We start from the raw sequence: 22,841 nt of genomic DNA on the forward strand, positions 1-22,841 counted from the left end.
AGAGCCCTCTCGGAGAGGACCCGCACCCATGGCCGCCGAACCCGTGATCGTCGAAGCCGTACGCACCCCCATCGGCAAGCGCGGCGGCGCGCTAGCCAACCTGCACCCCGCCTACCTCCTGGGCGAGACCTACCGTGAACTCCTCGGCCGTACCGGCATCCCCGCCGACGCGGTCGAGCAGATCGTCGGCGGCACGGTCACCCACGCCGGCGAACAGTCCATGAACCCCGCACGCACGGCCTGGCTGACCATGGGGCTCCCGTACGAGACGGCCGCCACGACCGTCGACTGCCAGTGCGGCTCCTCCCAGCAGGCCTCGCACATGGTGGCCAACATGGTCGCGGCCGGTGTCATCGACGTCGGCATCAGCTGCGGCGTCGAGGCGATGAGCCGGGTGCCGCTGGGGTCGGGCTCGAAGCACGGCCCCGGGAAGCCGTTCCCGGACGAGTGGAACGTCGACCTGCCGAACCAGTTCGAGGCGGCGGAGCGGATCGCGCGCCACAGGGGGCTGTCCAGGGAGGACGTCGACGCGCTGGGGCTCTCGTCCCAGGAGCGGGCGGCGCTGGCGTGGGCGGAGGAACGTTTCAAGCGGGAGACCTTCGCGGTCCAGGTGCCGACCACCGAGGAGGAGCAGTACGCCGGTCAGGGCATGTGGCGGCTGGTCGACAAGGACGAGGGCCTGCGGGACACGTCGATGGAGGCGCTGGCGGGGCTGAAGCCGGTGATGCCGACGGCGGTCCATACGGCCGGCAACTCGTCGCAGATCTCGGACGGGGCGGCGGCCATCATGTGGGCGTCGAAGCGGATGGCTCGGGCGCTGAAACTGAGGCCGAGGGCACGGATCGTCGCCCAGGCACTGGTCGGCGCCGACCCGCACTTCCACCTCGACGGCCCGATCGACGCGACGCGCGCGGTGCTGGGCAAGGCGGGGATGTCGCTGAAGGACATCGATCTCGTGGAGATCAACGAGGCGTTCGCGTCAGTGGTGTTGAGCTGGGCCCAGGTCTTCGAACAGGACCTGGAGAAGGTCAACGTGAACGGCGGTGCGATCGCCCTGGGCCACCCGGTCGGGGCGACGGGCGCCCGCCTCATCACCACCGCCCTGCACGAACTGGAGCGCACGGACAAGGAGTTCGCGCTGATCAGCATGTGCGCGGGCGGCGGGCTGGCTACTGGGACGATCATTCAGCGGCTGTAGGTGATGTTCAGGGGACGGGGTGGTGAGGGTGTTTCCCCGATAGCGACTTAAAAGTGACCGTTGGGCCGCCCGCTTCTTCGCCAGTGCCGGGCTTCCGCGAGCCGCGTCAAGGGCGCTGCGCGTCGCCTCCGGCGACGGCCCTCCGGGCCACGCTTGACCCAGGGGCGCGGCGGCGCAGTGGCGGCACGCCGGGCAAGCCAAGCGGCTTACCGCCGGTGGAGAGGGGCGCGGCCGCACAGTGGCGGCACGCCGGGCCGGTTTGGCGACTTGCGGCCGGTGGGAGGTGGCGGGCGCGGACCCAGCTCGCCGGCACGCCGGGTGGGCTAAGCGGCGAACGGCCGGTGGGGGTGCCGGGCGCGGACGCGCCTCGCCGGCACGCCGGGCCGATTCGGCGGCTTGCAGCCGGTGGGGAGCCGGGGGCGCGGTCGCAGCTCGCCGGCACGCCGGGTGGGCTAAGCGGCGAACGGCCGGTGGGGGTGCCGGGCGCGGACGCGGCTTGCCGGCACGCCGGGACGGGTCGGCGGCGAACGGTCAGCGGGGGCTCACTGCGAGAGAGCCCGGCGGAGGGGGCATGGGACTCACTGGTCACACAGGCCCCAGCCGCGCTGGTGATTGGCAGGTTTGGGCCACGCCTGGCCTGCTTCTCCATCTTCCACGTGGCCCAAAGCTTCCCGTCACCCCGGCGCAGCCCCGGCCAGTGGGTGTGGTCCCGCCCGACCGGCCGGCCGGCAGCAACTAGGCGACGCCCCCAGGCCACCGCACCGGCCCAGACCAGCACCCCTTCCAGGCCGCCCGCAGGGCCGTCGCCGGGAGGCGGGCGGCCCTGCGGTCACTTGCGTTGCCTGGCCGGGGCGCGAGAAGGGTCACAGTGGAAGTCTGGAATGGCTCGTCGCGAGTGGGCAGACGTACCTGCGTATGCGGCATTTAGCTGCACTGTGCAGTTACTCGTGTACGTCACGTAAGGTGCCGAACGCCGCCTATGGTCACTTTTCGGCCCGTTTCCCGGCAGTGTCGCCGTACGGACCGCGCCCCTGTCCCCGTCGAAAGGTAGGCGAGCCCCGTTTTGGCGACCGCCACAGCCATATCCCCGTCCCCGAAGACCCGGCGGGCCACCCCGGCCCGCGACGTCACCGTCACCGACCCCGCGCTCGTCAAGCGCGCAGTGAAGGCCGCCGCGCTCGGCAACGCCATGGAGTGGTTCGACTTCGGTGTCTACAGCTACATCGCGGTCACGCTGGGCAAGGTCTTCTTCCCGTCCGGCAACCCGACCGCGCAGCTGCTGTCGACGTTCGGCGCCTTCGCCGCGGCGTTCCTGGTCCGCCCGCTCGGAGGCATGGTCTTCGGTCCGCTGGGCGACCGCGTGGGCCGCCAGAAGGTCCTCGCCGTCACGATGATCATGATGGCGGTGGGTACGTTCGCGATCGGTCTGATCCCGTCGTACGCGTCGATCGGAGTGGGCGCACCGCTGCTGCTCCTGGCCGCCCGGCTGGTGCAGGGGTTCTCCACGGGCGGTGAGTACGCCGGCGCGTCGACCTTCATCGCCGAGTACGCCCCGGACAAGAAGCGCGGCTTCTTCGGCAGCTGGCTGGAGTTCGGCACGCTGGCGGGCTACATCGGCGGCGCGGGTCTGGTCACCGTGATGACCGCCGTGCTGTCCTCCGAGGACCTGCTCTCCTGGGGCTGGCGGATCCCGTTCCTGATCGCCGGTCCGATGGGCATCATCGGCCTGTATCTGCGGATGCGGCTGGAGGAGACCCCGGCGTTCGCGGCCGAGGTGGAGAAGGCGGAGGCCGCCCGGCCGAAGGTGCCGCTGCGCGAGATGGTGGCGGGCCAGTGGAAGGCGCTGCTGCTGTGCATGGGCCTGGTGCTGGTCTTCAACGTCACCGACTACATGCTGCTGTCGTACATGCCGAGCTACCTCACGAGTGAGCTGAAGTACGACGAGACGCACGGGCTGCTGGTCGTGCTGGGCGTGATGGCGCTGATGATGATCGTCCAGCCGTTCGCGGGCGCGCTGACCGACCGGGTCGGCCGCCGGCCGGTGATCGCGGCGGGCTGTGCGGGCTTCCTGTTCCTGTCGATCCCGGCGCTGCTGCTGATCCGCCAGGGCAGCCTGCTCGCCGTCGCGCTGGGCATGGGCGCGCTGGGTCTGCTGCTGGTCTGCTTCACGGCGGCCATGCCGGCCGCGCTGCCCGCTCTCTTCCCGACGCGGGTGCGGTACGGGTCCCTGTCCATCGGGTTCAACGTGTCCGTGTCCCTGTTCGGCGGGACGACTCCGCTGGTCGTGACCGCGCTGATCGGGGCGACGGGGAACATGATGATGCCTGCCTACTACATGATGGCCGCGGCGGTGGTGGGCGGTTTCGCGGTGTGGCGGATGTCCGAGTCCGCCGGGCGGCCGCTGCCGGGTTCGGCGCCGTCGGTGGAGCAGCGCCAGCGGCCGTAGGAGTACCTCGCGGTTGCCGGGTGCGGGCGAGCTGTGGCCGCCCGCACCCGCACAGGAACCGGTCACCTGTGCGGCACGTCTGTTGCCCATGTGAAACGCGCCCGCATCCTCAGTCTCGTCCTCACCCTCCTCGGCATCCAGCTGACCTGGCTCATCGCCCCGGCGTACGCCTGCGGCTGCGGCGCGATGGTGCCGGACCCGTCGGCGCGGATCTCCGTCGCCGACGAGGAGTCCGTACTGCGCTGGGACGGCCGCCAGGAGCAGATCGTGATGCGGCTGACGGTCAACGGCGACGCGCGGCACGCCGCCTGGATCATGCCCGTCCCGCACCGCGCCGCGGTCCGGCTCGGCGACCCCGCCCTCTTCGACCAGCTGGCCGAGGCCGTCCAGCCGGTCCACCGCACGCGGTACCACTTCTGGCCGGAAAACGGCGACTGGCCCTTCGACGGTCGCGGCCTCAACGGCGACGGCGCGGCCAAGCCCGGCGGCGCCGTCGGCGTGGTCGACCGGCAGCGGCTCGGCCCCTTCGACGTGGCCCGGCTGACCGCCACCGACCCGGCCGCACTCGGTGACTGGCTGCACGCCCACGGCTTCTCGCTGCCCGCCCGGCTGAAGAGCGCCCTGCAGCCGTACGTCGACCGGCACTGGGAGTACGTGGCCGTCCGGCTCGCCCCGGACACGGCCGGCACCACGCTGAACGGCGCGCTGGACCCGATCCACCTCACCTTCGCCTCGGACGCCCCGGTGTACCCGATGCGGCTGTCCCGCCTGGCGACCCGGCCGCAGACCCTGGGCCTGTACGTCCTCGCCGCGCACCGCATGCGGACGCGCTCGACGATCGGCGGGCTCCAGCCCAGCGTGGTCTTCGCGGGCCGCCTCCGTACGCACGGCGACAGCGGCCTGGGCAAGCTGGCCGCCGGGACGCCGTATCTGACCGCGCTCACCCAGTGGTTCCCCGAGCCCGCCCGTATCTCCGGCGACCACGAGCTGCGCCGGGCCGCCGCCGACACCCCGGTCCAGCAGGTGGTCTACGACGACCGGCTGCGGGAGATCGCCGGGGTGCCGGCCTGGCTGCTCACGGTCGGCGGCGTTCTGCTCCTGGCCGGCACCGCCGTCGCCCTGGTCGTCGTACGGCGTTCGCGGCGGCCGGTGATTCCGCCGCCGCCCGTGCAGCCTCCGCCGCCGGTCTCCCCGTCGACGCCCGTCGGCTGAGACGATGCGGGGGGAAGGGCAGGCACTCGGGAAAGGCAGCACGAGCATGAGCGACTCCCAGCTCTGGGACGACGTCGACGCGTACTTCACCAGCCATCTGGCACCCGACGACGAGGCGCTTCGGGCGGCCCTGCGGGAGAACGACGCCGCCGGGCTCCCGGACATCGCCGTGACGGCGGCGCAGGGCAAGTTCCTCCAGTTGCTCGCCCAGGTGCAGGGCGCGCGGCAGATCCTGGAGATCGGCACCCTCGGCGGTTACAGCACCATCTGGCTGGCCCGCGCGCTGCCCGAGGACGGCAGACTCGTCTCGCTGGAGTACAACGCCAAGCACGCCGAGGTCGCCGTCCGGAACATCGCCCGGGCCGGCCTGGACCGGATCGCGGAGGTGCGGGTGGGGCCGGCCCTGGAGTCGCTGCCCAAGCTCGCCGACGAGAACCCGGCCCCGTTCGACCTGGTGTTCATCGACGCCGACAAGGCCAACAACCCGCACTACGTGGAGTGGGCGCTGCGGCTCACCCGCACCGGCAGCCTGATCGTCGTGGACAACGTGGTGCGCGGCGGCCGGGTCCTCGACGAGGGCAGCACCGAGCCGGACATCGTGGGCACGCGTGCCGCGATCGAGCTGATCGCCTCGCATCCGCGGCTGAGCGGTACGGCGATCCAGACGGTCGGCAGCAAGGGCTACGACGGCTTCGCGCTGGCCCGGGTACTGGCCTGAGCGGTCTCCGGCTCCCGGCTCACACCTCGTGGTAGAAGCCGACGTTGACGCTGCGCGGCGCGGTGCGGTCCTGGACGACGAGTTCGCCGGACCCGCCGCGCGGCAGCCGTACGGTCGAGCCGTAGCCGACGGTCTGCGCGTACTCGCCGACCACCAGCCGCACTTCGGCGGAGGGGTCGGCCTGGGAACCGCGCAGCCAGCTCACCTGCCAGCCGCCGTCCGGGCCGCACAGGAACTCCAGGTGCACCCGGGAGACGAACAGCCAGTCCTCGGGGGTGACCAGCCGGCACACGGACGCGTCCCGGCCGACCCGGAGCACGGCGCCCGGCTCGCTGGGCGCGTCGGCCATCGTCATGCCGGCCGTGGCGCCCGCGTCGGCCCCGGAGACGGTGGCCATGGTGAGTTCGAGCACGCGCGTTCCCCCTGTGACGTCCTTGCGCGGCGGCCGGATTGGCGTACCGCCGCCGCATGATAGAACGCCCCGCCGGGTCGCGTCCGGCACAATGGGGTCATGACCGAGCGAAAGCCCCCGGGTGTGCCGTTCGAGTCCTGGGTGGAGAAGGAGATCCGCGACGCGCAGGAGCGCGGTGCGTTCGAGCGGCTGCCGGGCGCGGGGGAGCCGCTGCCCGCCGAACTCGACTCCGTCTACGACGAACTGTGGTGGGTCAAGCGGAAGATGGCGCGCGAGGGCCTGTCCGTGCTGCCGCCCGCGCTCGCCCTGCGCAAGGAGGCCGAGGACGCGCTCGCGGCGGCCTACGCGGCGCCCTCGGAGCGGATCGCCCGGAAGCTGATCGAGGACGTCAACGTCAAGATCAAGGACATGATGTTCAAGCCGCCGCCCGGTCCTCCGCTGGGGAAGAAGCCGTACGACGTCGAGGAGGTCGTACGCGAGTGGCGGCGGCTCAGGGCCGCCGCCGAGGGCGGGGTGCCGGGCCCGTCACAGGTGTAGGCCGTCACAGGTGTAGCAGGCGCCCGGCCAGCTCCCGGTAGTCGCGCAGGGCCAGCCTGAGCTGCTCGGTGTCGGTATCGGTGCCGGGGCCACGGTCCTCGGAGGCCTCCCAGGAGCGGCGCAGCGTACGCCGCCGGCGGTTCACGGCCTCGCCGAAGCGCGCCACGATCTCCTCCAGCGCCCGATCGGCCTGCTCCACCGCACCGCGCGGCTCCTCCACGAACCCGGCGGCCAGCTGCCGCATCCGCTGCTCCCAGCGCTCGGTCTCGTCGTGCGGCAGAAGAGGGGCGCCGACGCCGCCGGAGCCCGACGGGGCTCGGGGCGCGGCTCCGGCGGGTTCGGGTGCGTCCGGTGCCGTCGGCCAGGTGTCCGGCGCCGGGGACTCGGTCGAGCGCCCACCGCTCCCGTCCGGTGTGCCGGAGGCCAGGTCCTCCGTTCCGGGCCGCAGGCCCTCGGACCCCGTGTCGGCCCCGGCCCCGCCCGCGGTGCCGGTGCCCGCCGGGCCCGGAGGGTGTGCGGGTGTGTCCCCGGGGGTGCGGTCGTCGGCTGTCAGGTCCTCCGGGCCGGGGGCGGTCGAGGCGGGCGGCTCGCCGGGCAGCCGTTCCTCCGGCAGGGGTTCCCGCGCTGTGCTGCGGCGCGGTGCCGTGTCGTCCTCCGGGGTCCAGTCCTCGTCCGGTGGCTGGGTGAAGCGGCCGGTGGGGCGCTCGTCGCCGGGGTCTCTCGTCCTGTCCGACATGACGGTCAACTCTCCTTCGGCCGGCCCCTGTCGAGGGCCCACGGGGTGGGGGAGCGGGTGCCGGCGTGGGTCGCGCGGTGGCGGCCCGTTTCCCGGGCGGGGTGGGTCAGGTCGTCGAAGAGGGCGCGGGCGCCGACGAGTGCCCTGCGCATCTCCTCGGTCCCGGAGCCCGCCTCGGTCACCCCGCTGCGCGCCCCGGACCGGGCCACCCGGTGCACCTGCCGGTAGCCGTCGACGTGGTCGGCGTGGTGCACGGACAGGGCGGCGAGCTGCTCCTCGTAGCGCCCGCCGTCCGGGTAGCCGCGTGCGACGGCGAGTTCCGCGAGCAGCCGGTCGGCCTCGGCGACCGCCTGCCGGGGCGACTCGACGAAGTGTTCCTGTACGGCTGTCCAGCGGGCCGCGTACTGTTCGCAGCCGACCGGGTCCAGTGGCCGTTCCCGCAGGTCGCCGTGGCGTTCGACGCGCTCGGTCAGTTCCCGTTCGGCGGCCTTGGTGTCACCGTCGTGCAGGGCCACGGCCCGCTCGTACTCGGGCCCGAAGCGCCGCTTGAGGGCGGGACCGCCGCGCCGGACCCGGTCGCGCAGGACCGGGAGGGCGGCCGCGCCGACGACCACGACCGCCACGATCACCGTCAACACGATCATGCCAGTGGACATGGTTGCCTTCCGCTCGGACCGGCCCGGCTGGCCGGCTCCCCCTCCGGGTCACCCGGAAGGGGAGCCACAAACGGCGGTCAGTCCCCGAAGCGGCGCAGTCCGGTCACCGACCAGACGGTCGCGATCCGCCCGTCCACCACCTCCAGCAGGTCGATCCCGCTCTTCTGCGCGCCGTCCGCCAGGGTCACGTACCAGCAGCAGGCGACCCGGCCCAGACCGGCGTCCACCAGCGGGGTCCCGTCGACGGTGTACCGCAGTCCGGGCTTGTCCTCCCGGAAGGACCGGACGTAGGCGACCATCCCGGCCGGTCCCCGTACGTCGTCGGTGGCCGCGTTCGCGGGGTCGTTGCCGAAGCGGATGCGGAAGCCGGGGGCGAGGAAGGCCTCCGGGTCGCTGAAGTCGCCGTTCCACAGGGCGGTCCAGCGGTCGAAGAGGGCGGTACCGGTCGTGGTGGTCAGCATGCGGTGACCGGTGGGAGAAGTCGTTGTCATGGGGACCAGCCTCGGTCCGGCCGGCGACACCCCCCTGTCGGTGATTGCCGTCACATCCCGGTCGCCGCGTCGAGCGGTACGACGTCGGAGCCGAGCGTGTCGAGGGCGGCGAGGTCGACGGCGCGGTGCGGGGCCCGCTCGTCCAGGGCCGTCGCCGCACGCACCCGGTCCAGGCGGAAGCCGCGCGGCGCGTCCCGCAGCCGGCACCAGCCGGCCAGGTACCAGTGCTCCGCTCCGCCGAGGAAGCCGAGCGGTTCCACGTCCCGGGCGGTCACCCGGCCCGCAGCGTCGGCGTACTCCAGGCGCAGCACCCGGCCCGCGGTCAGCGCCTCCCGCAGCGCGGCGGGCACGACCGGTCCGGCGGGCGGCGCCGGCCGGGCGGCCGGGACGAGCAGCCGTACCCGCCCGGTCAGCTCGGCCGTCGCCCGCCGCTCCCGCTCCGGCAGCACGGCCAGCACCTTGTGCAGCGCGCCGCGCGCGTCCTCTGCGAACGGCGTCCCGGCCAGCGTGTGCAGTCCGACGGCGAGGGCGGTCGCCTCGGCCGGGGTGAGGGTCAGCGGCGGCAGGGTGCGGTCGCGGTCCAGCACGTAGCCGCCGCTGCGGCCCGGCTCGGCGTGGATGGGCACGCCGGACTGCTGCAGCGCGGCCAGGTCGCGCTCGATGGTACGGACGCTGACCTCGAAGCGCCGGGCGAGCGCGCGGGCGCTGCGCGGGCGGGGCGCGGCGGCGCGCAGTTCCTCGACGAGGGCGTAGAGGCGGTCGGTGCGGTTCACGGGAGACAGTGTGCGGAACAGGCTCGGCCGACGGTGCCGCGACCCCCGGGGCGACCGGCGCCGTGTTCGGTGCGCGGCTGCCGCCGCGTGGGCGTGGCCGGCCGCGGGGGTCCCGCATCCGTTGGGCGGCAGCCCCCGGCAGACCGCTGCGGAGCCGGCGGGGCGGTCAGCCGGCCTTCGCCCGGGCCGCGTGGTGCGGGCGCTCGCGCTCGGTGCCGCACAGTTCGCCGGTGAGTTCCCTGACCAGCTGCGTCAGGTCGGTCGAGCGGCCCGGCTGCCACCAGTCGCCGAGGAGTTCGGCCAGGGACTCCTCGCGTGCCTTGGCGAGCCGTTCGGCGACCTCGCGGCCGGACTCGGTCAGGTACAGGTCCAGGCCCCGGCGTTCGGCGAGGTGCCGCTCCTCGACCTGGCGGGCCGCGGCGAGGACCGCGTCGAGCGGCACGGGGCTGCGCTCGGCGAGCACGCCCGGCTCCACGGAGCCGTACTTGCGGATGCGCAGCAGCATCCAGCCGGCGGCGGGCAGCAGGTCGTACCCGGCGCGTTCGGTGATCTCCTGGTAGATCTCGCGGCGGCCCTCGCGGGTGCCGAGCAGGGAGAGGGCCCGGCAGCACTCGTCGTAGGAGGACCGCTCGACCGGGTTGGGCGGGATGGTCTCGGAGACGTCCGGTGCGGTGACCGAGCCGCGCAGCCGGTCCTCCTTCAGGAACCAGGCCAGCAGGAAGCCGAGGACGGCGACGGGGGCGGCGTAGAGGAAGACGTCGGTGATGGCGGACGCGTACGCGTGCAGGGCCGCCGGGCGCAGGGCGGGCGGCAGGGCGGCGATGCCGCGCGGGTCGGACTTGAGGGCGTTCGCGGAGGTGCCGGGCGGCAGGGGCAGGCCCCGGAACGCGGCGGCGAGCTTGTCGCCGAGGCGACTGGCGAAGACCGTGCCGAAGATGGCGACGCCGAAGGAGGCGCCGATGGAGCGGAAGAAGGTGGCACCGGAGGTGGCGACGCCGAGGTCCTCGTACGACACGGCGTTCTGCACGATGAGGACGAGCACCTGCATGACCAGGCCGAGGCCCAGGCCGAAGACGAAGAAGGAGACGCTCATCCGGGCGGTGGAGCTGTGTTCGTCGAGCCGGTGCAGCAGGAGCAGGCCGATGGTGGTGACGGCGGTGCCGGCGAGCGGGAAGACCTTCCAGCGGCCGGTGCGGCTGACGATCTGCCCGGAGAGGGTGGAGGACAGCAGCAGGCCGGCCACCATGGGCAGCATGTGCACGCCGGACAGGGTCGGCGAGATGCCGTGCACGACCTGCAGGAACGTCGGCAGATAGGTCATCGCGCCGAACATGGCGAAGCCGACGATGAAGCTGATGACGGCGGCGAGGGTGAAGGTGCGGATGCGGAACAGCTTCAGCGGCAGCACCGGTTCGGCGGCCCGGCGTTCGACGGCCACGAACGCGACGGCCAGCAGGACGCCCAGCACGGCGAGCCCGATGATCTGCCCCGATCCCCAGGCCCAGGTCGTACCGCCGAGGGAGGCGACGAGGACGAGGCAGGTGGCGACGGAGGCGATGAGGAGCGTCCCCAGGTAGTCGATGACGTGGTGGGCGGTGCGGCGCGGGATCTGCAGGGCGGTGGCGATCACGGCGAGCGCGACCACGCCGACCGGCAGATTGACGTAGAACACCCAGCGCCAGCTCAGATGCTCGGTGAGCAGCCCGCCGAGCAGCGGCCCGAGGACACTGGCCGCCCCGAACACGGCCCCGAACAGCCCCTGGTACCGGCCGCGTTCCCGCGGCGGCACGATGTCCCCGACGATCGCCATCGAGAGCACCATCAGCCCGCCGCCACCCAGCCCCTGCAGCGCGCGGAAGCCGATCAGCTCGGGCATGTTCCGCGCCATGCCGCACAGCGCGGAGCCGACGAGGAAGATGACGATCGCGGTCTGGAACAGCCGTTTCCGCCCGTACTGATCGCCGAGCTTGCCCCACAGCGGGGTCGCGGCGGTCGAGGCCAGCAGATAGGCGGTGACCACCCAGGACAGGTGCTCCAGGCCGCCGAGGTCGCTGACGATGGTGGGCAGCGCGGTCGACACGATGGTCTGGTCGAGCGCGGCGAGCAGCAGTCCGAGGAGCAGGGCGCCGATCGAGACGAGCACATTGCCGGAGACGTGCTCGGCGGCCTGCGTGTTCTTCTCCGCGCCGTGCGTGTCCAGGGCCATGGAGACCTCCCGGGGCTCGGGTGCACCTTCCATCGTGTTCGGTGTCACCGTTTATGGCCTGTTGAGTCCCGCGTTTCCGGCGCCGGATGTGGAGAAGGTGCGCATAGTCTCGGAAGTTCATGAGGGGAGGGACGAACACGTGACTGATTCCGAAAGTCCCGGGGGCCGGATTCACCCCTGCCCGCAGTGCGGGGCGCCGAGGCAACCGGACCACAGCCCGTCCTGCGACTGCGCCGAGCGCGCCGCCGAGACCCTCCGCGAGACGCGCTCGGCCGAGGCGGCAGCGGCGGAGGACTTCGACCCGCTGCGGATACGGCCGTACGTGGAGGTCGAGGGGGCCCGTACGGCACCGGGCCCGCCCGGCGTGCCGCCCGCCGCGGAGACCCAGCCGGTACCGGCCGTGGAGGCCACCCTGCCGTTACCGTCGCCGACCGGCCCCATGCCGGCCGGCTTGCGGATGTCCGGGGACGCCGGGGCCGGTCGGATGGCCGCCACGAGTGATGCAGACGGGGCAGACGGGGCCGACGAGACTGGCAGGGTCAGGGGCCACGGGGACACGAGGGGCTGGGGCGCCACTGGGCGGACCGGGGCGGCGGTGTCCCTGGGCGGCGGGGTGGACCGTCGGCGGGCCCGTCGTGGCGTCCTGGTGTCCGTCGCGGGGGCGGGCGTGGCCGTCGTGGCGGTGGCCGGGTTCGCGAGCGGGCTGTTCTCGTACCACCCACCGTCCCGGAACCAGGCCGCCCACGAGGTCAGGGAGAGCGTCCCGGACGTGAGCACACCGGGCCCGGCGTCAGCGACGGCCCCCGCATCGCCCACCGTCCCCCGCCCGCCCGCGGCGCCACCGTCCGCGCCGGTGCGTCGTCCGGGCCCGTCGGCCACGCCGTCCGCCTCACCGGCCGCGTCCCCGTCAGCCGGAACCTCCCGCCCTGCCTCACCCAGCCCGCCCATGACGGCCACCACCACCCCGCGGACCACACCCGCCGCCACGGTGCTGCACCGCGGCGACAGCGGCCCGGAGGTGACCGAACTCCAGCGGCGACTGCGGCAGGTGAACCTCTACGGCGACCGGATCAGCGGGATCTTCACCCGCTCGGTGGAGGACGCCGTCCGCACCTACCAACTGGCCCGTGGCATCCAGGGCGACCCCCTCGGCGCGTACGGCCCGGCGACCCGGAAGAGCCTGGAGTCGGAGACGTCCGGCCCGTCCAGCTCACCCAGCCCGTCCGGCACGTGAGGCCAGACCGCCCAGGCCGATCCGGGGTCCAGGGGGCCGCCCCCCTACGGCAGCACCCGACCCGGGCCCGAGCCCGGAGCGCCCGTCACCCGATGTGCAGCCGCAGCGCGCCGTCCGCCGCAGCCTCGACCCGCACCCGCGTGAGGTCGGGCACGGTCACGTCGGGCGCGTGGGCACCGGCCCGGGGCCCGACGCCCACCACCGTCATGCCCGCGGCGCGCCCCGCGGCGATGCCCGCGCCGGAGTCCTCGAAGACCACGCAGTCGGCCGGAGCCACCCCCAGTTCGGCCGCGCCCTTCAGAAAGCCCTCGGGGTCGGGCTTGCTCGCCCCGACCGACTCGGCGGTGACGCGGACCTCCGGCAGCGGCAGCCCGGCCGCGTTCATGCGGGCGGTGGAGAGGGGGACGTCGGCGGAGGTCACCAGGGCGTGCGGGAGACCCCGCAGGGAGGCGAGGAAGGCGCGCGCGCCGGGGATCTCGACCACGCCGTCGGTGTCGGCGGTCTCCTCGGCGAGGAGGCGGGCGTTGTCGGCGAGGTTCTCCTCCACCGGCCGGCCGGGCAGCAGCACGGCCATGGAGGCGTGCCCCTGCCGGCCGTGGACGACCTTCATCACCTCGTCGCCGTCCAGCCCGTGCCGCCCGGCCCAGCGCCGCCAGACGCGTTCGACGACGGCGTCCGAGTTGACCAGGGTGCCGTCCATGTCGAGCAGAAGGGCGCGGGCGGTGAGGACGGTGGACGTGGCGGTGGCCGTCATCGGCTGCTCCAGGAAGCTCCAGGGAGAAAAGGAACAAGGCGGCCCCGCCCGCCGGTCAGGGTAAACGGGCGGGAGCCACTTTGTTCCTCAACGATACAAAACCTGGGGCCAAGGGTCCACCACCTCGGTCCGGCTCGCCGGACGGGCTCAGCCCGCCACCGCCTCGTACAGGCTCCACGCGCCGAGCGCGAGCATCAGCAGCGCCGCGATCTGCGTGATCAGCCGCAGCGGCACCTTCTTCATCAGGGCCTTTCCACCGACGATGCCGAGTCCGGCGACGGCCCACAGGCCGAGCACCGCGCCGAGTCCGACGGAGACCGGGTCGTCGTAGCGGGCGGCGAGGTTGGCGGTCATGATCTGGGTGAGATCGCCGAACTCGGCGACCAGGATGAGCATGAAGCCCGTCCCCGCGACCTTCCAGAAGGACTGGTCGGCGGGCTTCTTGATCTCCTCCTCGCCCTCGTCCTTCTTCAGCAGCAGCATCGCGGCACCACCGAGGAAGAGGACGCCGGTGAGGGCGTGCACGAGCCGCTGGGGCAGCAGGGTCAGCACGCTGCCGGCCGCGACGGCCAGCACCACATGCAGCAGGAACGCGGCGGCGACACCCGCGAAGACGTGGCTCGCGCGGTAGCGGGTGCCGAGGACGAGACCGGCGAGCGCGGTCTTGTCCGGCAGTTCGGCGAGGAAGATGACGCCGAAGACGAGCGCCGTCACGGTGATACTGATCAAGATTCCTCAATCGGTCGGGGCTGCCCCACCGAGAGTGCGGTACGTCACGCGATGACACCTCGGCACGGCAGCACACTCGGCGTCCGTGTCGCGGGGACACGGACGTGCACTGCTTGCCGAAGGTCTCGCTGGCGGTCCTCGAACGACTCGAAGTCCGCCTCCGGGCGCCGGCTCAGGCTGGCTGAGCAGTATGTCGACGGTCCGGCGAAGAGCTACTCCCCTTCTGCGCCCCCCATCGTAAGGGATGTGAAGGTTCGACCCCGAAGCCAGCGCGAGCCTTGCCGTGTCATGTCCACGTCATTAGCTTCTTACCGAGCGCTCACCCCACGGCCACACGGGCTCGCGAGCATTCCCCTGCCCGCATCCAACGCCCCTACCCCACAAGGGAGTTCACGCATGTCCAGGTTCTACGCGCGTCGACGGCTGAGCATACTCGCCACGCTCACCGGCCTCCTGGCCTCCGCCGCCCTGTTCGACTCCCCCAGCGCCTCCGCCGCCCTGCCCACGCCGGTCAGCGCCGCGACCGCCCGCGGCTACCTCGCCCAGCTCAAGGTCGCCACCGAGAACCGCACCGGCTACAGCCGCGACAAGTTCCCGACCTGGATCACCGTCTCCGGCACCTGCAACACCCGCGAGTGGATCCTCAAGCGGGACGGCACGAACGTCGTCACCGACTCCGCCTGCAGGGCCACCAGCGGCAGCTGGTACTCCCCGTACGACGGCGCGACCTGGAGCTCCACGTCCGACGTCGACATCGACCACCTCGTCCCGCTCGCCGAGGCCTGGGACTCCGGGGCGGGCAAGTGGACCACCGCCCAGCGGCAGGCCTTCGCCAACGACGTCACCCGCCCCCAGCTCCTCGCCGTCACCGACAACGTGAACCAGGCCAAGGGCGACCAGGACCCCGCGACCTGGGTCCCGTCCCGGTCCGCCTACGTCTGCACCTACGTGCGCGCCTGGGTCCAGGTGAAGTACTACTACGACCTCTCGGTCGACTCCGCCGAGAAGACGGCCCTGACGAAGGACCTGGCGAGCTGCTGACCGCCCGCTCAGGCCGGGCGGCGGCGCATCAGGTACCCCGCCGCCGCGCCCGCGGCGAACAGGGCCGCGCACGAGACACCCGTGGCGAGCCAGGTCGCGCCGAGCCACTGGGCGCCGTAGTAGCCGAGGGCGACGCTGTACGCGGCCCAGGAGAGGCCGGCCAGGGCGGACCAGGGGACGAAGTCGCGGGCGCGGCGGTGGGCGGCGCCGGCGCAGAAGGACACGACCGAGCGGCCGGCGGGGGCGAAGCGGGCGAGCACGACCAGCGCGCCGCCGCCGCGGGCCAGGGCGTCGCCGAGACGTTCCTGCGCGGTGGTGAGCCGACGGGAGCGGGCGATCGCCCGGTCCAGCCGCTCACCGCCCCGCCAGGCCAGCCGGTAGGCCACCAGATCGCCGAGGACCGAGGCGGTCGCCGCGGAGAGGATCAGGGCCAGCAGGTCCGGCACGTCGTGCGGGACCCGGCCGGCCGCCGCGCCCGAGCCCGCCGCCGCTGCCGTACCCGCCGTGATGACGAGCACACCGCTCGGCAGCACCGGCAGGAACACATCGAGCAGCACGGACACGACCACCGCGGCATAGATCCATGGTCCGCTGGCCAGCGCCCCCACACTCTCGAACACGACTACTCCCGTTGCTCCCCCGTTGACAGCCATACAGCGTACGCGGGAGGTGTGACAGGAGGGGCTCGGGGGGTCAAGGCGGGATCATCGCCGCACATGAGGCGGCGCCCTTCCCCCTCGTGACGGGGAAGGGCGCCGTGCGCCGGCCCTCGTGGCGGTCGAGGGCGTCGCGCGGGTCAGGCGGCCATCGGGGCCCGCTCGGCGGTGGGCCTGCCGCCCTCGGCCGTGCGGCGGCCGACGAGCCGGTCGAGGCCGAAGGCGCCGGAGCCGGTGAAGACCAGCACGAGGAAGGCCCAGCAGAACAGGGCCGCCAGCTCACCGCCGTTCTGGATGGGCCACAGCGCGACCCGCTGGTGGATGTCGAAGTAGGCGAACGCCATCGAGCCCGAGGCGATCAGCGCGGCGCCGCGGGTACCGAGGCCGAGGAACACCAGGGCGCCGGCGGCGAGCTGGATCACGGCCGCGTACCAGCCGGGCCAGGTGCCGGACGGGATGGTGCCGCCGTGGGTGCCCGCGGCGCCGCCGAGGACGCCGAAGAGCGAGGCGGCGCCGTGCACGGCGAAGAGCAGGCCTATGACGATGCGGAAGAGCCCGAGGACGTAGGGCTGAGCGGAGTTGAGACGTGCGGTCATGAGGGGTTCTCCTCTTCGGTGTCGGTCGGGCCGGCCGGGGACGTGGGGGGTGGCCGGTCGTGGGGCGGCGGTACCGAATGGAGCCCCAGGTTAGGGGTACCTAATCAATGCTTGCAAGTTCAACATTTGGCCAACGGCGCCGGCTCGGACCGGATCCACCGCCGGCCGGACCCCGCGCCGGGTCACCGCCGCACACCCTCCGCGGGCGACACACAGGGTGACTCCCCCGGCTGGAGGGCGCCTTGACAGACAGTCAGGCGCGGGGGGACGGGCCGGCCCGAAGGCGCACCCTTATGACAGGCCTCACACGGGCCCGCGTCACCCCGCGCTCCTGACCGGCCCGCGCACCTCAAGGCCGCCGAGCAACTCGGCCGTCGCTTCGGCCACCGCGGCCACCGCGCGGTCGAAGACCTCGCGGTTGTGCGCGGCGGGAGCCCGGAAGCCCGAGACCTTCCGTACGTACTGCAGCGCGGCTGCGTGGATGTCCTCGTCCGTGGCCTCGCCGGGCAGGATGGGCGGGCGCAGTGTCTTGATGCTCCGGCACATGCCCCCAGTCTTTCGCAGACCGCGAGCCCCTGCGATGATCGCGCACAAGGCGGCCACCGACACCCGGGGCCGACCCTCGAAAGGAACAGCCTCATGGCGACCAAGAACACCGTGGCCGTGCTCGGCCCCGGCGGCACCGGCGGCCTCCTCGCCGCCCTGCTCTCCCGCTCCGGCCACCGCGTCATCTGCCTGGCCCAGGACCGTACGGCCGACACCCTGCGCCGGACCGGAATCGCCGTCCGCAGCCCCCAGTTCGGCGACTTCACGGCCCGCGTCGAGGCGGACACCGAGCTGCGCGAACCGGTGGACGCCTGCCTGGTGGCCGTCAAGCACACCGTGCTCGACGCCGCGCTCACCCGGGTGCCGCCCGCCGCCCTCGGCGACGCCCTCGTCGTACCGCTCCTGAACGGCGTGGAGCACCCCGCGCGGCTGCGCGCCCGCTACCGCCCCGACCGGGTCGCCCCGGCGGCGATCCGCGTGGAGTCCACCCGTGTCGCCCCGGGTGTGATCGAACACGGCAGCCCGTTCACGGAGATCGACCTCGCCGGGGACGGCGTGCCCCGCGCCCGTCTCGACGCGCTCGCCGCCGGCCTCGCCGCGGCCGGCACGACCGCGCGCGTGGCCGGGGACGAGACGGCGGCCCTGTGGGCCAAGATGGCGTTCCTGGCCCCCTTCGCGCTGCTCACCACCCGGTACGGCCTCCCGCTCGGCGAGGTCCGCACCCGGCACCGTGCGGAACTGGAGTCCCTGGTCGCGGAGACCACCGCGGTCAGCCGCGCCTGCGGCGCCCCCGCCGACCCGGCCCAGGCCCTGGCGCGGTACGACGCCTTCCCGCCCGGCGCCAAGTCGTCCATGCAGCGCGACGCCGAGGCGGGCCGCCCCCTCGAACTCGACGCCATCGGCGGGGCCCTGCTGCGCGCGGCCGAGCGGCACGGCGTACCGGCTCCGGTGGCGGCCCGCCTGGTGAGCGAGCTGCGCGCGGCCGGCCACTGACACCCGCCGGCCGGCCACCCGTTCGGCTGAACCTCCCCTGAACCTCAGGAAGGAACTCGCCCCTCAAAATCGAACAGGCGTAGCATTGCCGTGTGGCTACGACCTATGAATTCCCCAGTGACCTCCTCGCCGGCCAGGAGGAGCTGCATCAGGTCCGGGCCGAGCTGTCGGCCCTGCTCAAGCGCCTGCCGTGGTCGGTCGAGCCGATGGACGGCTTCAGCGACGACAACGGCTGGCGCAAGGTGGAGCGGCCCGCCTCCCCCGGCTGGACGGCGGACGAGCAGGCCGAGGTGGAGAAGCTGCGCCGCCGCGAGCACGAACTGGCGGTGTTCGTCAGCACACACCGCTTCTGGACCGAGGTCGCGGCGGCGGACCGGGTGGAGGCCCGCACCCAGCTGAAGCACGCCCACGAGAAGCCGAGCGAGGAGGAATGACAAAGCCCCCGGCCAGCCGGCCGGGGGCTTTGCCGCCGGTGGGCGCGGACGGTTTCGAACCGCCGACATCCTGCTTGTAAGGCAGGCGCTCTACCCCTGAGCTACGCACCCGGACACCCGGGCTGTGCACCCAGGACGAGTCGACAGCCTACCTTGCCTGGACGGGTGCACGGCAAACCCGTAGCGCCGGGTCACAGGGGGACACGGGGGTTATCCCCACCCCCGGCCGGGGAGCTGGCCGGATCACGGCCCTCTCCTAGATCATCTACTGTCGTGGCAGACCGTCCAGGGGGAGAACCTGTCATGACCCGTTCCATTTCTGTCCGTGCCGCCGTCCTGGCCCTGGGCACCGGTGTGCTCGTCGCCGGGCTCAGTGCCTGTGGTGCCTCCGCGGACGACGACAAGCACCCGGACCACCGGTCCTTCGCGCTGCACGGGCACACGCTCACCGTCGACGCCGACGACGCGGCGATCGAACTGGTCACCGCGCGAGGAAACAAGCAGGGAGACAAGGCCGAGGCGGTCGAGGTCACCCGGTGGTTCGACGGGTCGGTGGCCATCGGCAGCGGGCCGAAGCTCAGCTGGTCGCTCGACGGCGACCGGCTGGTGCTGCGGGAGCACTGCTCCGGGCTGTTCGCCGACTGCTCGGCCCGCTACCGCATCGAGGTGCCGTCCGGGATCGCCGTCAAGGTCGTCGACGGGAACGGAAGCGTGCGCGCGAGCGGGTTCACGGCCGCGCTCGGCATCCGTACGAGCAACGGCGATGTGCACGTCACCGATTCGTCGGGGCCGCTGGACCTGGAGTCCGACAACGGCACGGTCCGGGCGGAGGTCACCTCGCGCCGGGTGCGGGCCGAGGACAGCAACGGCGCGGTGGACCTCGAACTCGCTGCCGTACCCGACGTGGTGAACGCCCACAGCGACAACGGAGAGGTGACGGTGACCCTGCCCCGCTCCGAGTACCACGTGAAGGCCGACTCGGACAACGGGGCGGTGTCGGTGGGGGTGTCGCAGCGCGACCGGAGCCCGCACCGGGTGACCGCCGAGTCCTCGAACGGGAAGGTCACGGTGCGGAACCCGAACTGACCGGCCGGTGTCTTCGTCTGCAACGGGTGGGAGAATGACACCACCCACGGCGAGACACGGCACGGGAGAGGGATGTGACGGCGACACCGGGCACGCCAGCGACGCGGTCGTACCCGCCGTCGGCCGTTCGGGCCCGGCCCGGGTCCACGGCGCTGCGCGACACCCTCACCCTGATGAGCCTGCCGGTGCTGGCCGTACTCGCCCTGCCCGCCGCGTTCGCCGGCGGCGGCACCCGGCGCTGGTTCGGCGGCCGGGCGGAGAGCCAGCGGGCCGAGGCGCAGGCCGCCAAGGACGCCGCGGCGTCCGCGTTCTACGAATTGGACACCGCCCAGCGGGATCTGAGGATCTCCATCGAGACGATCACGGCCGTGGACGACTCCCCCGCCGCCCGGCGTGCCGCCACCGACTTCGCGGCGCTCGGGCAGCGGATCGACGAGGTCAGCCGGCGGTACATCCAGGCCGTCGACGCCCATGATCTCGACCGGGACGACCTGGAGGCCTCGGCGGCCTCCCGGGCGCGTGCCGAGCTGACCTCCGCCAAGGACGAGCTGGTCCGGGTCAAACAGGAGCTGGACCGTTTCGGCACCTCGCTCGGGCCGCTGCTCGGCACGGCCGAGACCCAGTTGGCCCGGCTGGCGCCCGCCGTGGAGCGGGCCCGGCAGGCACTGCTGGGCGCGAGCAACGCCCTGGACGCCGTACGTGAGCAGGGGCTGCGGGCCGATGACCTCGCCGGGCGGCTCGCCGCCCTCTCCCCCGAGCTGACCAGGCTGAACCAGGGCGCCGGGCAGCACGGGGTGCAGCAGACCCTGGAGCGGGCCGAGCGGGTGCAGCGGGAAGCCGGGGCGATCCGGGCCGAGGCCGAGCGGCTGCCGGAGCGGGCGGCCGAGATCGATCACCGGCTGGTCAGCCTGCGCACCCGGGCCCAGGCGCTGACCACCCGGGCCGGGCAGGTCGACCCGGTGCTGAGCGAGCTGCGGCGCCGGTTCGCCGCCGCCTGCTGGCAGGACCTGCAGCAGGTGCCCGAACAGGCCGCGCAGAACGTACGGCAGGCCGAGCTGAAGCTCCGCGAGGCACAGCAGGCGCGGGACGCCCAGCACTGGCCGGACGCCACCTCGCTGCTGTCGACGGTACGGGCCCTGCTGAACGCCACCGACGAGGCCGTGTCGGCCGCGGGTGAGCGGCTGCGGCGCCTGAACGAGGCGCAGAAGGATCCGCAGGCGGAGATCGAGCGGACCCGGTTCGCGATCCGGGACGCCCAGCGGCTGGCCATGACGGGCCGTACGACGCCGGATCCCCGGCACGCGGGCCCGCTGGACGAGGCGGTGGAGCGGCTGGAAAGGGCGATCGGTTCGCTGGAGGGACGGCACCCGGACTACTGGCACTTCCTGACCGAGACGGAGGCCGTCCGGCAGACCGCCGCTCGGGTGGTGGCGCGGATCCGGGAAGAGCGCGGGCATTGAGCGGGGCTCGCCGTAAGCGGAACGGACTCCGTCGGTTGCGGGGTGCCGCGGGGCGGGCGGATATTGGGTGGACGGATGGCCTCCGCTAGCGCCCGAGGGAGGCGGACATGGCCACACACGCAGTGCACACGAGGCCGCGACGGCGGATCCGGTTCGACGAGCACCTGCCCGTCGACCACAAGCTGAACACGGTCTACCGGATCGGCGCGGGCCTGATCGGCGCCTTCCTCGTCGCGTTCGGCATCCTGGGACTGATCAACCACATCGGTTTCTTCGACACCGGGGGCAACTCCGTCGCCGGGCTGAACACCAACGGCACGCTGAGCGTGCTGTCGATCGCCGTCGGGGCGATCCTGCTCGCGGGCATGGTGATCGGCGGGAATGTGGCGTCCACGCTGAACATGGTGTTCGGGGTGCTGTTCCTGCTGGCGGGCTTCCTGACCCTCGGCCTGCTGGACAGCAACTACAACTTCCTGGCGTTCCGGATCCAGAACGTGTTCTTCAGCTTCATCGTGGGCCTGCTGCTGATGACCTTCGGCATGTACGGCCGGGTCGGCTCGACCCTGCCGCACGACAACCCGTACTGGCGGGCACGGCATCCCGATCCCGGCACCGAGCCCCCGGGCCGGGAGCACGAGACCGGGGTCCCGCCGGTGACGATGCCGCTGCCCGGGGCGGAGGACGAGCGCGGGACGGACTGAGCCGCCCCGCGCCGGCCGGACCGGATCAGGTGCGGTAGGCGTAGAAGTACGCGTTCGGGTACGACGCGACCAGGCTGGCCACCGACCTGTTGTAGGTGTTGGTGGAGTGGTACGTCACGTACGGCACGCCATAGCGGTCGCGGTAGGTGACGATCATCGAGTGGTCCTTGGATCCGTCCCGGTTGAAGTCCATCTGGATCACGTCACCGAGGTTCGCCTGGTAGACGTTGGCGAGCGGGGTGACGCGCTTGGAGGACAGGGCGAACCACGAGAACTCGTTGACGCCGACGAACGAGTCCGACTGGATGTCGGCGTTGCCGAACCACTTGTGGAAGTCGTTCGTGTAGCCCGGGACGTGCTTCCAGCCGCCCGCCTTCAGGGACTGGCTGACGAAGTTGGTGCAGTCACCGCCGTCGGTCTCCCCGTTGTAGTTCGGGTAGGCCGGGTTGTAGTGGGACCAGTACTTCGTCGCGTACGCCACCATGGCCGTGTAGTCGTAGGCGCCGCCGGTGAGGTTCTTCGGGTTGGACGGAGCCGGCCAGCTGGTGGCCGCGCGGGGCGCGTCCGGGGGGCCGTCGTCGGCGGCGGTGGTCTTCGCCTTGGCGATGGCCGGCTTGGCGACCTGGTTCACGGCGAGATAGCCGTCGTCCGTGTCGCGGATGCCGGTCAGCTGCCAGTCCCCGTGGCCGTCGGCCTTGAAGGTCAGCTCGTGATGGGCCTGGAACCCCGTGGTCTTCGGGCCCTTGGCCGTGCGCTTCTGGTAGGTCAGGGTCGTGGTCTCGGTGACGGCGACCTTGGCGCGCCGGCCGTGGACCTCGGTCGCGTCGAGCGTGACCTTGGTGCTGCCGTCGCTGTACTTCTCGCCCAGCTTGGCGAGGCGGGTCCTGCGGGCGCGCAGCTCGCCCAGGGCGGAGCTCTGCTCGTGGGACTGCCCGCCGGACAGGCGGACGGACCCGGAGAAGCCGGACGCGTGCCGTGTCCGGGCGCTGCCCGCCCCGTCCACCAGGGCCTGGGTGCGGTCGGTGAAGACCGCGTCGGCGAGCCGCTGGAAGGTCGCCTTGGTGGCCGCGTCCACCGTCGGGTCGTTGGTGACCGCCGCGCCCGCGCTCCAGTTCGGCACGAGGGCCACGCCCGCGACCACGGAGGCAGCCGCAGCCGTGACTATGGTCGCGCGGCGCCGCTTACGGCTCAGTCTTCTTGATTTCAATGGTGTTTCCCCTTTTCGC

At 72.9% G+C, this 22,841-nt stretch carries 25 protein-coding genes and 1 tRNA gene; 12 read left to right on the top strand and 14 right to left on the bottom strand.

Features of this window, described 5'->3' with window-relative positions; genetic code table 11:
- Positions 1-28: 28 nt before the first annotated feature.
- The 4 genes from ABT171_RS18655 (at position 29) to ABT171_RS18670 (ending at position 5,574) form a co-directional block, all read left to right on the top strand.
- Positions 29-1,198, top strand: coding sequence for a steroid 3-ketoacyl-CoA thiolase (locus tag ABT171_RS18655; protein WP_351245013.1), 1,170 nt, complete (start codon positions 29-31; stop codon positions 1,196-1,198).
- A gap of 1,063 nt (positions 1,199-2,261) precedes the next feature.
- Complete coding sequence (gene proP, locus ABT171_RS18660) at positions 2,262-3,644, top strand: glycine betaine/L-proline transporter ProP (RefSeq protein ID WP_503075713.1); 1,383 nt, start codon at positions 2,262-2,264, stop codon at positions 3,642-3,644.
- Between the two features lie 90 nt (positions 3,645-3,734).
- Positions 3,735-4,856, top strand: a complete 1,122-nt coding sequence (locus tag ABT171_RS18665) for a DUF2330 domain-containing protein (RefSeq protein ID WP_351245015.1) — start codon at positions 3,735-3,737, stop codon at positions 4,854-4,856.
- Positions 4,857-4,902: 46 nt separating this feature from the next.
- A complete protein-coding gene (locus tag ABT171_RS18670; RefSeq protein ID WP_351245017.1) occupies positions 4,903-5,574 on the top strand; it encodes an O-methyltransferase in 672 nt (223 codons plus the stop codon).
- Positions 5,575-5,593: 19 nt separating this feature from the next.
- On the opposite strand, the gene ABT171_RS18675 is transcribed toward ABT171_RS18670, so the two are convergent.
- Complete coding sequence (locus ABT171_RS18675) at positions 5,594-5,986, bottom strand: hypothetical protein (protein ID WP_351245018.1); 393 nt, start codon at positions 5,984-5,986, stop codon at positions 5,594-5,596.
- A gap of 99 nt (positions 5,987-6,085) precedes the next feature.
- On the opposite strand from ABT171_RS18675, the gene ABT171_RS18680 reads away from it, so the two are divergent.
- Entirely contained in the window at positions 6,086-6,523 is a 438-nt protein-coding gene (locus ABT171_RS18680; protein WP_351245020.1) for a DnaJ family domain-containing protein, read from the top strand.
- Between the two features lie 4 nt (positions 6,524-6,527).
- Here ABT171_RS18680 and ABT171_RS18685 read toward each other — a convergent pair whose 3' ends face one another.
- The 6 genes from ABT171_RS18685 to ABT171_RS18710 form a co-directional block, all read right to left on the bottom strand.
- Positions 6,528-7,259: a hypothetical protein gene (locus tag ABT171_RS18685; protein WP_351245022.1), complete on the bottom strand. Its 732-nt coding sequence runs from the start codon at positions 7,257-7,259 to the stop codon at positions 6,528-6,530.
- 5 nt (positions 7,260-7,264) lie between these two features.
- Complete coding sequence (locus ABT171_RS18690) at positions 7,265-7,915, bottom strand: hypothetical protein (protein ID WP_351245024.1); 651 nt, start codon at positions 7,913-7,915, stop codon at positions 7,265-7,267.
- Positions 7,916-7,992: 77 nt separating this feature from the next.
- Positions 7,993-8,406: a nuclear transport factor 2 family protein gene (locus ABT171_RS18695; RefSeq protein WP_351245026.1), complete on the bottom strand. Its 414-nt coding sequence runs from the start codon at positions 8,404-8,406 to the stop codon at positions 7,993-7,995.
- Positions 8,407-8,456: 50 nt separating this feature from the next.
- Positions 8,457-9,179, bottom strand: coding sequence for a helix-turn-helix transcriptional regulator (locus ABT171_RS18700; RefSeq protein WP_351245028.1), 723 nt, complete (start codon positions 9,177-9,179; stop codon positions 8,457-8,459).
- Positions 9,180-9,345: 166 nt separating this feature from the next.
- Complete coding sequence (locus ABT171_RS18705) at positions 9,346-11,418, bottom strand: DHA2 family efflux MFS transporter permease subunit (protein ID WP_351245030.1); 2,073 nt, start codon at positions 11,416-11,418, stop codon at positions 9,346-9,348.
- A gap of 138 nt (positions 11,419-11,556) precedes the next feature.
- The gene (locus tag ABT171_RS18710) at positions 11,557-11,880 is read right to left on the bottom strand and encodes a hypothetical protein (protein ID WP_351245032.1); all 324 of its coding nucleotides are present in this window, start codon (positions 11,878-11,880) and stop codon (positions 11,557-11,559) included.
- 451 nt (positions 11,881-12,331) lie between these two features.
- Between ABT171_RS18710 and ABT171_RS18715 the strand changes: the two genes are divergently transcribed.
- Positions 12,332-12,619, top strand: coding sequence for a peptidoglycan-binding domain-containing protein (locus tag ABT171_RS18715; RefSeq protein WP_351245034.1), 288 nt, complete (start codon positions 12,332-12,334; stop codon positions 12,617-12,619).
- 85 nt (positions 12,620-12,704) lie between these two features.
- Here the strand turns inward: ABT171_RS18715 and ABT171_RS18720 are convergent, their stop codons facing one another.
- Both ABT171_RS18720 and ABT171_RS18725 read right to left on the bottom strand, forming a co-directional pair.
- On the bottom strand, positions 12,705-13,373 hold the full coding sequence (locus ABT171_RS18720) for an HAD-IA family hydrolase (RefSeq protein ID WP_351245036.1): 669 nt from the start codon (positions 13,371-13,373) through the stop codon (positions 12,705-12,707).
- A gap of 147 nt (positions 13,374-13,520) precedes the next feature.
- Entirely contained in the window at positions 13,521-14,102 is a 582-nt protein-coding gene (locus ABT171_RS18725; RefSeq protein WP_351245038.1) for a TMEM165/GDT1 family protein, read from the bottom strand.
- A gap of 396 nt (positions 14,103-14,498) precedes the next feature.
- Here ABT171_RS18725 and ABT171_RS18730 point away from each other — a divergent pair, with 396 nt between their 5' ends.
- On the top strand, positions 14,499-15,143 hold the full coding sequence (locus ABT171_RS18730) for an HNH endonuclease family protein (protein ID WP_351245040.1): 645 nt from the start codon (positions 14,499-14,501) through the stop codon (positions 15,141-15,143).
- Positions 15,144-15,151: 8 nt separating this feature from the next.
- On the opposite strand, the gene ABT171_RS18735 is transcribed toward ABT171_RS18730, so the two are convergent.
- The 3 genes from ABT171_RS18735 to ABT171_RS18745 form a co-directional block, all read right to left on the bottom strand.
- On the bottom strand, positions 15,152-15,763 hold the full coding sequence (locus ABT171_RS18735; protein WP_351245042.1) for a DedA family protein: 612 nt from the start codon (positions 15,761-15,763) through the stop codon (positions 15,152-15,154).
- 176 nt (positions 15,764-15,939) lie between these two features.
- Positions 15,940-16,395: a DoxX family protein gene (locus ABT171_RS18740; protein ID WP_351245044.1), complete on the bottom strand. Its 456-nt coding sequence runs from the start codon at positions 16,393-16,395 to the stop codon at positions 15,940-15,942.
- A gap of 318 nt (positions 16,396-16,713) precedes the next feature.
- A complete protein-coding gene (locus ABT171_RS18745; protein WP_351245046.1) occupies positions 16,714-16,941 on the bottom strand; it encodes a DUF2277 domain-containing protein in 228 nt (75 codons plus the stop codon).
- 93 nt (positions 16,942-17,034) lie between these two features.
- On the opposite strand from ABT171_RS18745, the gene ABT171_RS18750 reads away from it, so the two are divergent.
- Together ABT171_RS18750 and ABT171_RS18755 are read left to right on the top strand one after the other, a co-directional pair.
- Positions 17,035-17,934 carry a ketopantoate reductase family protein gene (locus ABT171_RS18750; RefSeq protein WP_351245048.1) on the top strand — a complete coding sequence of 300 codons (900 nt, stop codon included), beginning with the start codon at positions 17,035-17,037 and terminating at the stop codon, positions 17,932-17,934.
- Between the two features lie 92 nt (positions 17,935-18,026).
- Entirely contained in the window at positions 18,027-18,368 is a 342-nt protein-coding gene (locus tag ABT171_RS18755; RefSeq protein ID WP_351245050.1) for a DUF8825 domain-containing protein, read from the top strand.
- A gap of 39 nt (positions 18,369-18,407) precedes the next feature.
- Here the strand turns inward: ABT171_RS18755 and ABT171_RS18760 are convergent.
- Positions 18,408-18,479, bottom strand: a tRNA-Val gene (locus ABT171_RS18760).
- Positions 18,480-18,671: 192 nt separating this feature from the next.
- Between ABT171_RS18760 and ABT171_RS18765 the strand changes: the two genes are divergently transcribed.
- From ABT171_RS18765 to ABT171_RS18775, 3 genes are all read left to right on the top strand, one after another.
- Entirely contained in the window at positions 18,672-19,454 is a 783-nt protein-coding gene (locus tag ABT171_RS18765; RefSeq protein ID WP_351245052.1) for a DUF4097 family beta strand repeat-containing protein, read from the top strand.
- A 74-nt stretch (positions 19,455-19,528) separates the two neighbouring features.
- Positions 19,529-20,914, top strand: a complete 1,386-nt coding sequence (locus tag ABT171_RS18770; protein WP_351245054.1) for a coiled-coil domain-containing protein — start codon at positions 19,529-19,531, stop codon at positions 20,912-20,914.
- 107 nt (positions 20,915-21,021) lie between these two features.
- Positions 21,022-21,615 carry a DUF4383 domain-containing protein gene (locus tag ABT171_RS18775; RefSeq protein ID WP_351245056.1) on the top strand — a complete coding sequence of 198 codons (594 nt, stop codon included), beginning with the start codon at positions 21,022-21,024 and terminating at the stop codon, positions 21,613-21,615.
- A gap of 25 nt (positions 21,616-21,640) precedes the next feature.
- Here ABT171_RS18775 and ABT171_RS18780 read toward each other — a convergent pair whose 3' ends face one another.
- Positions 21,641-22,744, bottom strand: coding sequence for an amidase domain-containing protein (locus ABT171_RS18780; RefSeq protein WP_351245058.1), 1,104 nt, complete (start codon positions 22,742-22,744; stop codon positions 21,641-21,643).
- Positions 22,745-22,841: the final 97 nt, after the last annotated feature.

The organism is Streptomyces sp. NPDC001851 (assembly GCF_040297165.1).
GTDB lineage: Bacteria > Actinomycetota > Actinomycetes > Streptomycetales > Streptomycetaceae > Streptomyces.